At 73.3% G+C, this 12883-nt stretch carries 16 protein-coding genes; 11 read left to right on the top strand and 5 right to left on the bottom strand.

Annotated elements, in window-relative coordinates:
- Positions 1–985 precede the first annotated feature (985 nt).
- The 3 genes from ASC82_RS23425 to ASC82_RS23415 all read left to right on the top strand — a co-directional run bounded on the left by ASC82_RS23425 (position 986) and on the right by ASC82_RS23415 (position 2521).
- The gene (locus ASC82_RS23425) at positions 986–1492 is read left to right on the top strand and encodes a DUF1203 domain-containing protein (protein WP_056651430.1); all 507 of its coding nucleotides are present in this window, start codon (positions 986–988) and stop codon (positions 1490–1492) included.
- A gap of 251 nt (positions 1493–1743) precedes the next feature.
- Positions 1744–2091: an RNHCP domain-containing protein gene (locus ASC82_RS23420; RefSeq protein WP_242427749.1), complete on the top strand. Its 348-nt coding sequence runs from the start codon at positions 1744–1746 to the stop codon at positions 2089–2091.
- 1 nt (position 2092) lies between these two features.
- Positions 2093–2521, top strand: a complete 429-nt coding sequence (locus tag ASC82_RS23415) for an RNHCP domain-containing protein (RefSeq protein ID WP_056651425.1) — start codon at positions 2093–2095, stop codon at positions 2519–2521.
- Between the two features lie 52 nt (positions 2522–2573).
- Here ASC82_RS23415 and ASC82_RS23410 read toward each other — a convergent pair whose 3' ends face one another.
- Positions 2574–3041, bottom strand: a complete 468-nt coding sequence (locus ASC82_RS23410; RefSeq protein ID WP_056651421.1) for a VOC family protein — start codon at positions 3039–3041, stop codon at positions 2574–2576.
- A gap of 54 nt (positions 3042–3095) precedes the next feature.
- On the opposite strand from ASC82_RS23410, the gene ASC82_RS23405 reads away from it, so the two are divergent.
- The 4 genes from ASC82_RS23405 to ASC82_RS23390 all read left to right on the top strand — a co-directional run bounded on the left by ASC82_RS23405 (position 3096) and on the right by ASC82_RS23390 (position 5497).
- A complete protein-coding gene (locus tag ASC82_RS23405) occupies positions 3096–3683 on the top strand; it encodes an ABATE domain-containing protein (RefSeq protein ID WP_056651418.1) in 588 nt (195 codons plus the stop codon).
- A complete protein-coding gene (locus ASC82_RS23400; protein WP_056651415.1) occupies positions 3683–4039 on the top strand; it encodes a hypothetical protein in 357 nt (118 codons plus the stop codon). Before ASC82_RS23405 ends, ASC82_RS23400 begins: the two co-directional genes overlap by 1 nt.
- A 130-nt stretch (positions 4040–4169) precedes the next feature.
- Positions 4170–4793 (top strand): GNAT family N-acetyltransferase, encoded by a 624-nt coding sequence (locus ASC82_RS23395; RefSeq protein ID WP_056651411.1) that lies wholly within the window; start codon positions 4170–4172, stop codon positions 4791–4793.
- 50 nt (positions 4794–4843) lie between these two features.
- Positions 4844–5497, top strand: coding sequence for an NAD(P)-binding domain-containing protein (locus ASC82_RS23390; protein WP_056651408.1), 654 nt, complete (start codon positions 4844–4846; stop codon positions 5495–5497).
- Here the strand turns inward: ASC82_RS23390 and ASC82_RS23385 are convergent.
- Together ASC82_RS23385 and ASC82_RS23380 are read right to left on the bottom strand one after the other, a co-directional pair.
- The gene (locus ASC82_RS23385) at positions 5440–6087 is read right to left on the bottom strand and encodes a DUF4291 domain-containing protein (protein ID WP_056651405.1); all 648 of its coding nucleotides are present in this window, start codon (positions 6085–6087) and stop codon (positions 5440–5442) included. The genes ASC82_RS23390 and ASC82_RS23385 overlap by 58 nt on opposite strands.
- A 159-nt stretch (positions 6088–6246) precedes the next feature.
- A complete protein-coding gene (locus ASC82_RS23380; RefSeq protein ID WP_056651402.1) occupies positions 6247–6687 on the bottom strand; it encodes a helix-turn-helix domain-containing protein in 441 nt (146 codons plus the stop codon).
- Between the two features lie 110 nt (positions 6688–6797).
- Here ASC82_RS23380 and ASC82_RS23375 point away from each other — a divergent pair, with 110 nt between their 5' ends.
- Entirely contained in the window at positions 6798–7115 is a 318-nt protein-coding gene (locus ASC82_RS23375; RefSeq protein ID WP_056651399.1) for a DUF6401 family natural product biosynthesis protein, read from the top strand.
- Between the two features lie 3 nt (positions 7116–7118).
- Here ASC82_RS23375 and rarD read toward each other — a convergent pair whose 3' ends face one another.
- On the bottom strand, positions 7119–8129 hold the full coding sequence (gene rarD / locus ASC82_RS23370; protein ID WP_056652450.1) for an EamA family transporter RarD: 1011 nt from the start codon (positions 8127–8129) through the stop codon (positions 7119–7121).
- Positions 8130–8249: 120 nt separating this feature from the next.
- Positions 8250–9116, bottom strand: a complete 867-nt coding sequence (locus tag ASC82_RS23365; protein ID WP_056651396.1) for an NmrA family NAD(P)-binding protein — start codon at positions 9114–9116, stop codon at positions 8250–8252.
- A gap of 103 nt (positions 9117–9219) precedes the next feature.
- Here ASC82_RS23365 and ASC82_RS23360 point away from each other — a divergent pair, with 103 nt between their 5' ends.
- The 3 genes from ASC82_RS23360 to ASC82_RS23350 all read left to right on the top strand — a co-directional run bounded on the left by ASC82_RS23360 (position 9220) and on the right by ASC82_RS23350 (position 12881).
- A complete protein-coding gene (locus tag ASC82_RS23360; RefSeq protein ID WP_056651393.1) occupies positions 9220–9633 on the top strand; it encodes a helix-turn-helix domain-containing protein in 414 nt (137 codons plus the stop codon).
- A 132-nt stretch (positions 9634–9765) separates the two neighbouring features.
- On the top strand, positions 9766–10575 hold the full coding sequence (locus tag ASC82_RS23355; RefSeq protein ID WP_242427748.1) for a hypothetical protein: 810 nt from the start codon (positions 9766–9768) through the stop codon (positions 10573–10575).
- Positions 10572–12881, top strand: coding sequence for a bifunctional serine/threonine-protein kinase/ABC transporter substrate-binding protein (locus ASC82_RS23350; RefSeq protein WP_079039435.1), 2310 nt, complete (start codon positions 10572–10574; stop codon positions 12879–12881). Before ASC82_RS23355 ends, ASC82_RS23350 begins: the two co-directional genes overlap by 4 nt.
- Positions 12882–12883: the final 2 nt, after the last annotated feature.

Below are 12883 nucleotides of genomic sequence, written 5' to 3'. Positions count from 1 at the left end.
CGGCCGCCCTCTTTCCGACGGCCACCCTTGACCCGGCGGCGGAGGCCGCCTTTTCACACTCGGAGGGCGGCCGGGGGGCGTGGCCACGCGGGGCTTCGGGCAGTCCACTGCGCCGTTGGCGGGTGGCGGGTGTGGGGGTGGGGGGTGGGTTCGCGGCGGGGGCGAGTGGGCCTCACCCGTGGCGCGTGGGTGCGCGGCAGTTGAATGGGGCAGCCGGGCGAGGCTTAGCGTCGAACGGTCGTCGCCTGGCCGGGACTCAGGCCCCGCTGGTCATTCCCGGTGGGTGGAGGCGTGCCGGGCATGCTTAACGTGCAGATACTCCGGGTAACCGGGGCCGGGAATGCCGCAAGGGCAGTCCTTTCGCCTTCCCTCGATGATCGATCTGTACGAATGACTCGCCTCACGCCTCGCGTCTCCTCTGTGGGAGCGGGACATGCCTCAACTCGCTTTGCCGTTGGGCGAGGTCGACTCCTTGCCTCCCCGACTGGGCGGCTCTGGTGCGAAGTCCGGTCCGCCGGTGGTCGCCTTCTCCCCCCACCGGGAGTGATCAGCGGGGCCTGAATCCCCACCAACTGACGGCCGTCGCCCGCTAAGCCTCGCCCCGCTGCCCCATTCAACGACCGCGCACCCACGCGCCACGGGTGAGGCCCACCGACCCCGACCGCGAACCCAGCCCCCACCCCCACACCCGCCACTCGCCTACGGCGCAGTGGACTGCCCGAAGCCCCGCGTGACCCCGGCCCCCGGACCGCCCTCCGAGAGTTGTTGCGCAGCTTCCGGCGCCGGGTCAAGGGTGGCCGCAGGCCATCGGCGGAGCCGACTTGCCCTTGACGCGGTGGTGGAAGCTGCGACTCTCGGAAAGAGGGCGGTCCCACCAGAAGCCCGCGAGAACCGCCCGCCCCCGGTGCCTCGGAAACCTCCCCCCCCCAGCTCCTCGTCCGAATTCCGCCAGCAGGGCGCCTTGGTCGCGCGTGAACCTGGGGGCATGAGCCTCCTTGCCACGTACCTGCCTCTTCCCGTCCCCTCTTCCGTCCTCGCCGAGTTGCGCCGCGTCGACGACGCCGGGCGGGAGTGCCGGCCCTTCGTCGCCCCCGAGGACGGCGGTCCCCTGCGCTGCTGTCTGCGGGCCGCCCGCGCCGGGGAGCGGATCGCCCTCGTGTCGTACGCCCCGCTGCGGCGCTGGGCCGCCGACGCCGGGGTCGACCCCGGGGCGTACGACGAGCAGGGGCCCGTCTTCGTACACGCCGAGGAGTGCGGCGGACCCGCGCCCTCGGAGGCGTACCCCTTCGTGCGCGCCGGCGTCCTGCGGGCCGTCCGGCGGTACGACGCGGCGGGGCGGATCGTCGGAGGGCGGCTGCTGGAGCTGTCCGAGGCCGCCGGTGAGGAGGTGGAGCGGGCGTTCGCCGAGGCCTTCGCCGATCCGGCCGTCGCCCTCGTGCACGTACGGGCCGTCGAGTACGGCTGCTTCCTCTACGAGGTGCGGCGGCCGTGACACCGTACGCACGGAAAAGCGGTGGCGGGTCGGGGCGCTGGGGTCGTAGTTTCGGAGGGTCTTCCGTCCGTGCGTTCCCGGTCCGGTCCCGCCTCCCTCGGCCCGACCCGCCCGGCCCTGCCCCTTAGAGAGGGTGTTGTATGCCCCGGCCCGCGCCGAGCGCGCCTCGACGCACCACCGCGTAGCCGTACTCCGAGGCCGCTCGGCCGACTCCTGCTGTTATCGACGATTCCTCAGCAAGGAGCCCCCGGGTGCCCATCACCTCCATCGACACCTTCCTCTGCGTGTGGTGCGGTCTGACCGTCCACGCCCACCCCGCCGACGGGCCGCGGCGCAACCACTGCCCGTCCTGCCTGCACTCTCGGCACGTCGTCGACCACGTCGACGGCGGGCCCAGCGAGTGCGCCGCCCGGATGACGCCCATCTCCATCGCCGTGCTCCGCAACGGCGACTGGCGGGTGATCCACCGGTGCGTCCGCTGCGACGAGCTGACCTCCAGCCCCGTCGCCGAGGACGACAACCGGCTCATCCTGATGCGGATGGCTGTCCGGCCGCTCGCGCAACCACCCTTCCCGCTCGAAGCGTTCGGGGAGCTGTGACATGGCGCGGCGCAAGAACGCCCGGGTCCGCCGCGTCGCCCAGCGGCGCAAGGACGTGCTCCACGGGCAGGGGCGGCATCACCGGTCGCACGACTTCCGGTGCGCCGGGTGCCGGCTCGACGTGTCCCTGTCCGCGCCCGGCACCGCCCACCGCAACCACTGCCCGAACTGCCTGGTCAGCCTGCACGTGGACCGCCGGGTGCCGGGTGACCGGGACGCGGACTGCCATGGGCGGATGGTGGCGCTGAGCGTCTCCGTGCGCCCGGACGGCGAGTGGATGATCGTCCACGAGTGCCTGTCCTGCGGTGAGTTGAGCGTCAACCGGATCGCCGGGGACGACAACGCCCTGGCCCTGATGCGGCTCGCTCTGCGGCCGTTGCGGGACCCGGGCGTCCCGGGTGCCGCGCACGAGGCGCTGCTCACCTTGTGAGCGTGTGACTGCGGGTGGGGTGGGGACCCCACCCCACCCGGCAGTCACTTCCTCACTGCACGCAGAATTCGTTCCCCTCCGGGTCCGCCATCACCACCCACGACCCGCCCTGCTCCGCCACCCGGCGCAGGACCGTGGCGCCCAGTCCCTCCAGGCGGGTCACCTCGGTGTCGCGGGTGCCGGGCTCGGCGTGGACGTCGACGTGGACGCGGTTCTTGACGGTCTTCGGCTCGGGGACCTGCTGGAAGAGGATCCGGCGGCCGAGGCCCGCGCCGTTGACCGGGTCCTTGGGGTCGTCCGGGTGGCGGACGGCGGCGAGGGTGCGCCAGCCGAGGCGTTCCTCGGGCGTACCGGGGTGGACGGTGGCGGTCTGGTCCGCGGGGACGGCCCCCGCGCCGAGCAGCTGCTCGACGAGGGCGCTGTGGTCCTCTTCCAGGTACCGGAGCGCGGCTGCCCAGAACGCTGCCTGGGCGTGCGGGTCGGAGCAGTCGATCACGAGCTTCCACTGGAGCGCAGTCATGTAACTACTTATACTGGTTACGTGACTCAGGCCGCCACCGGAACACGCCCGGGAATGACGCTCCAGCACCGCGACGGACAGAGGTTCCACTTCGACGCCGGGGCGCTGTGCCTGGAGCTGCTCCTCACCGGAGGCCCCGGCCCCGTCGCCGCCCGGTACGAAGTCCTCGACGACGTCCGGGGGCTCCACGACTGGATCAGGGACTGCCGCCTCGCCCCCGGCCCGGACGTGACCGTCACGCCCGCCGAACTGGCGGCCGTGCGGACGGTACGGGACGCCCTCTGGCGGCTGGCCCTCGCGCGCGCCGGGGGAGAGGCCTACGGCCCCGGGGACCTGGCGGCGGTCAACGAGGCCGCCGCGGGAGCGCCGCTCGCGGCCGTGATCCGCCCGGACGGCACCCGCGCCTGGGCCCCCGGAGCCACCGGGACCCGGCTCCTGGCCACGGTCGCCCAGGACGCGGTCGAGCTCCTGACCGGCCCGTACGCCGACCGGATCCGCGTCTGCGGCGCGGACGACTGCGCCCTGCTCTTCGCCGACACCTCGCGCCCGGGGCGCCGCCGCTGGTGCTCGATGGAACGGTGCGGCAACCGCCACAAGGTGCGGGCGCACCGTGCCCGTACCCCTTCGGAAGGGGAACCGTGATGCCCGTGGGACTGACGCGGGACGCCGGCTGGGAGATCGGCGTCTCCAGGACCCTGCCCCTGCCCGTCGCGGCCGTCTGGGACTTCCTCGTGAGCCCCGAGGGCCTGGCCCTCTGGCTCGGACCCGGCGCCGCGCTCCCCGCCGACGGCGACCCCGCCCTCCGCAGCCTCCGGCCCCGTGACCGGGTCCGCCTGTCGTACGGCGAGACCGTCCTCCAGGTCGCGGTCACCCCGGCGGGCGACGACCGGACCGTCCTCCGCTTCCATCAGGAGCACATGGCGAGCGCCGAGGAGCGCGAGCGGCAACGCGCCCACTGGAAAGGGGTGATGGGGGAGATCGTGCGGAGCCTCGGGTGACGCCGAGGGGAGGGCGGCAAGGCGAGGGCCGGGAGGAAAGGACGGGGAGGAAGGGCGAGGAGGACGGGCGAGGAGGACGGGCGGGGAGGGTCGGGCGGGGAGGAAAGGATGGGGAGGAAAGGATGGGGCCATGACTCGTGAATTCTCCACGGAGCCCGCCCTCCCCGCCGGTGCCATCGCCGGCTCCCCGCAGCCCGAACTCGCCGCCGATGGCGGCCTGGTGCTCCGTCCCTGGGACGACGCCGACGCCCCGGTCTTCCTCGCCGCCTACCAGGACCCCGCGATCCGGCGCTGGCACACGCGCAGGCCCGCGTCCGAGGACGCGGTCCGCGCCTGGTTCGAGGGGTACCGCCGGGACTGGGAGGGGGAGCGCGGCGGGCACTGGGCGATCGCCGCCGCCGACGGCGAGGTCCTTGGCCGGATCGCGCTGCGCGGCATGGACTTCGACGACGGCCTGGCCGTCTGCGCGTACTGGGTGCTCCCCGCCGCGCGGGGCGCGCGGGTCGCCTCCCGCGCCCTGAGGGCGCTCAGCGCGTGGGCCCTGGACGACATCGGGTTCCACCGCCTTGAGCTGGACCACTCGACCCGTAACGAGGCCTCCTGCCGGGTCGCCCTGGCTTCCGGTTACGCATGGGAGGGAACCAAGCGGAGCGCAGCCGTCCATGACGACGGCCGGCACGACATGCACCTGCACGCGCGAGTACGGGACGACGCGGGACGGTTCGGGCCACCGAAGGCGCCCTCGGCGTCGTAGGGTCGGGCCGCCGGGTCGTTGGTTTTCGGACACCGAGGAGAGCGCACGTCATGAGGATCGCCGTACTGGGAACGGGCGAGGTCGGTCGTCGGCTCGCCGGAAAGCTCGTCTCGCTGGGGCACGAGGTCACCCTGGGTTCCCGCACCGCGGACAACGCCGAGGCCGTGAAGTGGGCCGCGGAGTACGGCGGCGGGCACGGCACCTTCGCCGACGCGGCGGGCCCCGCCGAGCTGGTGGTGAACGCGACGGGCGGGCTCGTCTCCCTCGCCGTCCTGGAGGCCGCGGGCGCGGAGAACCTCCGCGGCAAGGTCCTCGTCGACGTGTCCAACGCGCTCGACTTCTCGGAGGGCTTCCCGCCCAAGGTCGGCATGCCCGACGGTCGCAGCGTCGCCGAGCACCTCCAGAAGGCGTTCCCGGAGACCCGCGTCGTCAAGACGCTCAACACCATGAACAACACGGTGATGGTCGACCCCGGCCGGGTGCCGGGCCTCCACGACGTCTTCCTCAGCGGCGACGACGAGGCCGCGAAGGCCGTGGTCGCGGAGCTGCTCCGCTCCTTCGGCTGGCCCGCCGACCGGATCCGGGACCTCGGCGACCTGACGAGCGCCAGGGCCGCCGAGCAGCTCGTGCAGCTGTGGCTGCGCCTCTACGGGACGCTCGGCACCGGCGACTTCAACTTCTCGGTCTCGGTGGCCGGTTCCTGAACCAGGAGGTGGGCCAGGAGCCCCTCGGGTGTCGGGTACGGCTCCTCCCGGGGCAGGAGCCGGCCGGCGCCGGCCAGGTCGCCCGCGCGGACCAGCGCGTGGACGTCGTGGGCGAGCGGGGTCACGTCCGTGACGGAGACCGTCCACTCGTCCGCGTACCGCCGGGAGGCCTCGCCCGACAGGCCGAGCTGGAGCGAGCGGTACGGGAGCGGTCGCAGGTGCAGGTCGCGCTCCGGGTCCCACTGGACGCGGGCCGGTGACTGCCCCAACTGCCGCTTCCAGGAGGCCTGGTCGGGGTGGTGGCCGCGTACGTAGTGCGAGAGGCAGGAGTTCCGCAGGGCCCACTCGAAGCCCTCGCGGGTGATCTCCACGGCGAGGACCGTCTCCTGGCCCTCCTTGAGGCCCCAGCCGCAGCGGTACATCATCCACAGGAACGACGGCTTGATCCACGTCATCCGGTCCCGCTTCCACGCGGCCGGGAATCGACCGTCGCGGGCGGCGGGCAGGCCGATCTCCGGGCGGTACGCCTGGTAGACGGTGACGGTGTCCGGGGTGTGGAGCGCCCGGATCCGGTACTTCGGTTCTTCCATGCCCGTCAGGGTGCGCGAAGCCCCGGGGGCGGGGCCACCGGATATCCGGCGGCCCGTCGAGGGACCACCGGATATCCGGTGGTCCGTCCGGGGTCCGGCGGCCCGTCGAGGGTCCGGCGGTCCGTCCGGGGTCCGGTGGTCCGTCCGGGGTCCCGGCCCTCAGGCGAGTGCCGCCTCCTTCGCGTCGTACGCCTCGCGCGCCGCCGCGATCTCGTTCTGGTGCTGCTCGGTCCAGGTCACGAGGGAACGGATCGTCGTGTGCAGGGTGCCGCCGAGGGGCGTGAGCTCGTAATCGACGCGGGGCGGGACCACCGGGTGGACGGTGCGCTTCACCAGGCCGTCGCGCTCCAGCTGGCGCAGCGTCACGGTCAGCATGCGCTGGCTGACGCCGTCGATCTCGCGCTTGAGCTCGGTGAAGCGCAGGACGCGGCGGTCGAGGAGGGCGATGACGAGGAGGGACCACTTGTCGGCGACGCGGTCGAGGATCTGGCGGACCTCGCAGTCCTCGCGGGTGTCCCACTGGAAGGGATCGGGGTCCCCGTCGCTTCCGTAGCTTCCCGCGCAGTGGCTCGGTGCCGCCTTCAGGGCGCTCTCATCCATGACGCCGATCCTGGCGCAGGACCGGGTCGGTTACAAGAGGGAACCGTAGTGCGAGCAAGGTCACGGCCCGAACGCCCTGATTGGCACGGATTCAAACCTAATGTGGAGCGATGAGTGATTTTCCCGGCTGCCCGTTGACCGATGTCGCCGTCGCGTACATGCCCCGGCTCGCGGAGGTCACCTCCGAGCCGGGCCTCGCGGCCGCCGTCGACCAGCACGCCGCCGCCGTGTGCGACGCGCTCGTCCCGGGCCAGCGGGGCCCGGAGGGCCGGACCGTACGGCGGGAGGAGCTCGCCGACTACGTCCTCGGCTTCACCGACGGGCTCTCCGAGGTCGAGTGGACCGAGCCCGCGGGCCACGACTTCGTGACCCTGCGGCTGACGGCGGTCTGCTGGCTGATCCGGGAGCACGACCTTCTGAGCGTGTGAGGGTCAGCGCCCGGGGTGCGCCGCCGGGGCCTCGGCCGCCAGGGTTTCCGCCGCCGACCCGGCCTCTGTGGCCGCTGCCGCCTCGACCGAGGCCACCGCATCCGCCACCGCTTCCGCCATCGCCGCCCGGCTCCGCCGCGCCGTGCGCAGTGCGTCCCAGGTGAGGAGCGTCAGGGCGAGCCAGACGAGGGAGAAGCCCGCCCAGCGCTCCGGCGGCATCGCCTCGTGGAAGTACAGGACCCCGAGCAGGAACTGGAAGGTCGGCGCCAGGTACTGGAGCAGGCCGAGCGTCGACAGCGGTACGCGGATGGCCGCCGCGCCGAAGCAGACCAGCGGCACCGCCGTGACGATGCCGGTGGAGGCGAGCAGGGCCGCGTGGCCCGCGCCCTCGGAGCCGAAGGCCAGATCGCCCTGGGCGCCGAGCCAGATCAGATAGCCGAGGGCCGGCAGGAACAGGACGGCGGTCTCGGCGGCGAGCGACTCCAGGCCGCCGAGGTTGAGCTTCTTCTTCACGAGGCCGTAGATCGCGAAGGAGAACGCGAGGGTGAGCGAGATCCACGGCGGCTGCCCGTACCCGATCGCCAGGACGAGGACGGCCGCGAAGCCGACGCCGACCGCCGCCCACTGCGCCGGGCGCAGCCGCTCCTTGAGGACGAGGACGCCGAGCGCGATGGTGACGAGCGGGTTGATGAAGTAGCCGAGGGAGGCCTCGACGACCTTGCCGGCGTTGACCGACCAGATGTAGAGGCCCCAGTTCACGCTGATGACGGCGGCGGCGACGGTGATCAGGGCGAGCTTGCGCGGGCTGCGCACGAGCTCCGGTATCCAGCTCCAGCGGCGGAGCGCGAGCAGCGCGAGGCCGACGAAGACGAGCGACCACACCATCCGGTGGGCGAGGATCTCGACGGCGCCGGCGGGCTTGAGGAGCGGCCAGAAGAGAGGGACCAGTCCCCACATGCCGTAGGCGCCGATCCCGTAGAGCAGTCCTGCTCGTCCTTCGCTCTCCGTCTTCACCTTCGTCTTCGTCTCCACCGGACCTCCCGCCCTGCCCTGCCCCGCGCCGCGCTGTCCTGTCGAAGGTAGCGCCGCACGGGGCGGGTTGTCATGCCCGTATCGCCATACGGTCATGACAATTCAGGAGGCGGCGAGGGCTTCCTTGATCGTCACGGCGATCGGGGTGGTGGGGCGGCCGATCAGCCGGGCCAGGTCGCCCGTCCGCAGGGCGAGCGCGCCGTGCCCGACGGCCCGGTCGACGTCGACCAGGATCGCGGCGAAGGGCTCCGGGACCCCGGCGCCGGTGAGGACCGCGAGGTGCGTCTCGGCGGGGACGTTGTTGTACGCGATCTCCCGGCCGGACTGGGCGGCGACCTCGGCCGCGTACTCGGCGAGCGACCAGGCGGTGTCGCCGCTCAGCTCGTACGCCTTGTCCAGGTGCTCCTCGGCCGGGCCGGTCAGGACGGCGGCCGCGGCGGCGGCGTAGTCGGCGCGGGCGGCGGAGGCGATCCGGCCCTCGCCGGCGCTGGCGACGACGGCGCCGTGGGCCAGGACGGGGGCGAGGTTCGCGGTGTAGTTCTCGCTGTACCAGCCGTTGCGGAGGAAGGTGTGCGGCAGGCCGGAGGCGAGGATCAGCCGCTCGGTCTCCTTGTGCTCGGCGGCCAGGTCGAAGTCGGCCTCCGGGCCGCCGAGGACGCCGGTGTACGCGAGCTGGGCGACGCCCGCCGCCTTGGCGGCGTCGATCACGGCGGCGTGCTGCGGGACGCGCTGCCCGACCTCGCTGCCCGAGATGAGGAGCACCCGGTCGCCGGCCTCGAAGGCCCCGGCGAGGGTCTCGGGCTTGCCGTAGTCCGCGATCCGCAGCTCGACGCCGCGCTCCGCGAGGTCGGCGGCCTTCTCCTTGTCGCGGACGACGGCCGCGACGGACCCGGCGGGGACGGTGGCGAGGAGGGCGTCGATGACGAGACGGCCGAGCTGTCCGGTGGCTCCGGTGACGACGATGCTCATGGTGGGTCCTGTTCCTTTTCCCGTGGGGTGCGCTGGGCGATGCACTTACCGTACGGCGGGCGCTATCTTTCCGAAAGTACCCACTTTGAAGTAAGGTACTGGTATGGAAGTAAGTGCGAAGCCGAAGAGTCTGACGGCGGACGTCGTCGGCGGTGGCATGTGTCCCGCCCGGCTCGTCCTGGAGCACGTCACCAGCCGCTGGGGGGTCCTGATCCTCATCGCGCTGCGCGAGCGCGCGTACCGCTTCAGCGAGCTGCGCCGCCGGGTCGGCGGCGTCAGCGAGAAGATGCTCACGCAGACGCTCCAGACCCTGGAGCGCGACGGCTTCGTCCACCGCGACGCCAAGCCCGTCATCCCGCCCCGCGTCGACTACAGCCTCACCGCCATGGGTGAGGAGGCCGCCCGCCGGGTCTGGGAGCTCGCCCGCTGGACCGACAGCCGGGTCGCGGCGGTCGAGGAGGCCCGCGCCCGGTACGACGCGGCACGTCGCGAGAGTGCCACCGTCTCGTCTCAATGATGCGGTAGCCGGGGCGAGTTGACCTTTCAAGTCGTACGATCTGCTCACGTTCGTGGGGAAACCGTGAGGGACCGTGGGGGACTTGTGGCGTACGGGGACAGAAATCTGCTGCGCGCGTGCTGCGGCTTACTGGTGGGCGGACTGCTCCTGACCGGCTGCTCCGGCGACGGTGACGGCGGCGGTGACGGCGGCAAGAGACCCGACGGCAAGGGGAGTACGAGTACGTCGGCGGCCCCGACCAGCGCCGCTCCGACCACCGTCGCCCCGGCGCCCACGGACCTCGGCTTCGTCCCCGACCCGAAGCGCGCGCCGAAGACCGAGGCCGACGCCCGGCGGATCGCGCTCGCCGTCGTCGCCGGGCCCGACGTCTGGGGCCCGGACTACGTGAAGCGCACCCCGCACCTCAGCGAGCCGGACTACTGGCCCGTCCTCGGCGCCAACTGCTCCTGGGAGACGGGCACCCGGCCCTCCACCGCCCTCGCCAGCGTCACCGCCTACAGCGAGGTCCCCGCCGACGGCGCCCTCGGGAACCTCCGGGTCGCCGCCACGGTCACCGTCCACCGCACCGAGGCCGACGCCGACTGGGAGATGGCCGGGACCCTGGAGGAGGCGCTCCGCTGCCCCGACCAGAAGCTGCGCGACGGCGAACGCATCTCGGGCCTCATCTCCCTCGGCAACCCCTTCGGCGTCGGCGGCAACTACACCGCCGACGACTCCCTCGGGGAGCGCGGGGTGTACGTCAACGACGCCGTGAAGGGCGAGCAGTTCTACGGCTGGTACCAGTCGCGGATCGGCCAGGTCACCGTCGCCACCGTCGTCAAGGGCGCGCCCGGCTACGCCGAGCAGGACTCCGGTACGAAGGTCGGCACCGTCCCCGCCCAGGTCCAGGCCCTCGTCACGATGCTCGAACGCGTCCAGGACGAGCTGGAGGTCCAGTCATGAGCAACCCCACGCCGCCCCAGCCCGAGCCGCAGCCCAAGCCCCAGCCCCAGCCCGAGCCCCAGCCCCGGCCGCAGCGTCGGCCCGAGCCCGAGCCCGGCGCCCTCCAGCCGCTCCTCCCCTCCGACCCGTCCTCGATCGCCGCCTACCGCCTCCTGGGCCGGCTCGGCGCGGGCGGCATGGGCGTCGTCTACCTGGGCCGTACGGCGAACGGCGAGCTCGCCGCCGTCAAGGTCACCCACGCCGACCAGGCCGACCAGCCCGACTTCCGGGCCCGCTTCCGCCGCGAGGTCGAGGCCGCCCGCCGGGTCTCCAGCCCCTGGGCCGTCCCCGTCACCGGCGCCGACCCGGACGCCCCCGAACCATGGATGGCCACCGCCTTCGTCGCCGGCCCCTCCCTCGGCGAGGCCGTCACCGCGCACGGCGCGCTGCCCGAGCGGAGCGTCCGCCTCCTCGGCTGGGCCGTCGCCCGCGCCCTCGCCGCCGTGCACGCGGCCGGGCTCGTCCACCGGGACGTCAAGCCGGGAAACGTCCTCCTCGCCGTCGACGGCCCCCGCCTCATCGACTTCGGCATCGCCCGCGCCACCGGCGAGACCGCGCTCACCGCCACCGACATGGTCGTCGGCACCCCCGGCTTCCTCGCCCCCGAGCAGGCCGAGGCCCGGACCGGGGCCATCGGCCCGCCCGCCGACGTCTTCGCCCTCGGCTGCCTCCTCGCGTACGCGGCGACCGGCCGCCCGCCCTTCGGCACCGGCGCCGTCGACGCCCTGATGTACCGGACCGTCCACGACGAGCCCGACCTCACCGGCGTACCCGAAGGGCTGCTCGACCTCGTCCGGGCCTGCCTAGCCAAGGACCCGGCCGCCCGGCCCGCCGCCGCCGAGATCGGCGTCCGGCTCGTCGAGGACACCCCCGGGGGAGCCGCCGACTGGCTGCCCGCCCCCGTCGTCCGGACCATCGCCGAACGCTCCGCCCGGATGCTCGCCCTCCCCGAGATCGACGCCACCGCGTCCGGCACGGCACCGGCGGAGGAGCCGAAGCGCAGCAGGCGGGGCTTCCTGCTCCTCGCCTCCGGCGCCGCCGTCCTCGCCGTGGGCGGCGGCTCCGTCGCCGCCTGGTCGGCCCTGACGGGCGACGACGACGGCGACGACGGGAGGACGGACGGCAAGAAGCCCGCGCCGCCCCGCACCACCTGGAAGATCGGCGTCCTCGCCGACCTGTCGGGGCCCGCCAAGGAGATCGGCCTGGCCCAGGAGCGCGGCGCGCGCCTCGCCGTCGAGCAGTTCAACGCCCGCAAGGACAAGCCGTACAGGCTCGAACTCAAGGTCTCCGACGACCGGGGCGATCCGGCGACCGCCCGGGAGGCGGCCCGCAGGCTCACCACCGACCCGGGCGTGCTCGCCGTGCTCGGCGCCACCTCCGACGACACCGCCCAGAACGCGCTGCCCGCCTTCGAGGAGGCCGGTCTCCCGCTGCTCACCGTCTCCGCCGGCTACAACCTGCTCACCCTCCGGGACGCGGCGAGCTCGCCGAACACCACGGTGCTGCGGGCGATCCCCCACCACGTCTACGCCGGGATGCACCTCGCCTACGCCGTCACGCTCCTGTCCGCCATCCGCAGCCCCGGAGTCCTCCAGGAGCGCACCGACGACCAGTACAGCTGGCAGCTCGTCCGGGGCGTCCAGTTCGGCCTCGGGCAGGCCGGCCTCGCGCCCCGCTTCCGCGTGGTCCCGGCCCGCGCGCGGGACTACCGGACGATCCTCGGCGGGATGATCGACGCCGGCATGGACGCGTACGTCCACTGCGGAGTCCGGAGCACCGCCGTCCTCGCCGCCCGCGCCCTCGAAGAACTCCGCTTCACCGGGCCGAAGTTCGCCGGGCAGCTGGCCTTCGGGCCGGCGTTCCTGAAGGAGGCCGGCGCGAGTGCGGAGGGCTGGTTCTTCGGCGCCCCCGTGCTCGACTCCGTCACTCGCAAGGAGGCCGCCGGTTTCGCCGCGGCCCACCGCAAGCGGTTCGGCGCGGCCCCCGCGTACTACACGGGGGAGTCGTACGACGTCGTCACCATGACCCTGGCCGAGCTCGCGCGGCGCGCCAAGGCGGGCCGCGCCCCGGCCCGCAAGGGGCTGTGGGAGGCGCTGCGGAAGCAGAAGTACACGGGCGTCATGGGCGGTTACACCTTCGACAAGAACGGCGACCTCACCAACGGCGGCACCTTCGTGCACGCCGTGCAGAACGGCGCCTTCAAGCTGATCGGCACCGCACCCGTCGTCCCCGCGAAGAAGGCGACCACAGGGAAGCAGAGGGCCTGACC

The organism is Streptomyces sp. Root431, from assembly GCF_001426585.1.
Classification (GTDB): Bacteria; Actinomycetota; Actinomycetes; order Streptomycetales; family Streptomycetaceae; genus Streptomyces; species Streptomyces stackebrandtii.
This window is presented reverse-complemented; position numbering and strand designations above follow the sequence as displayed.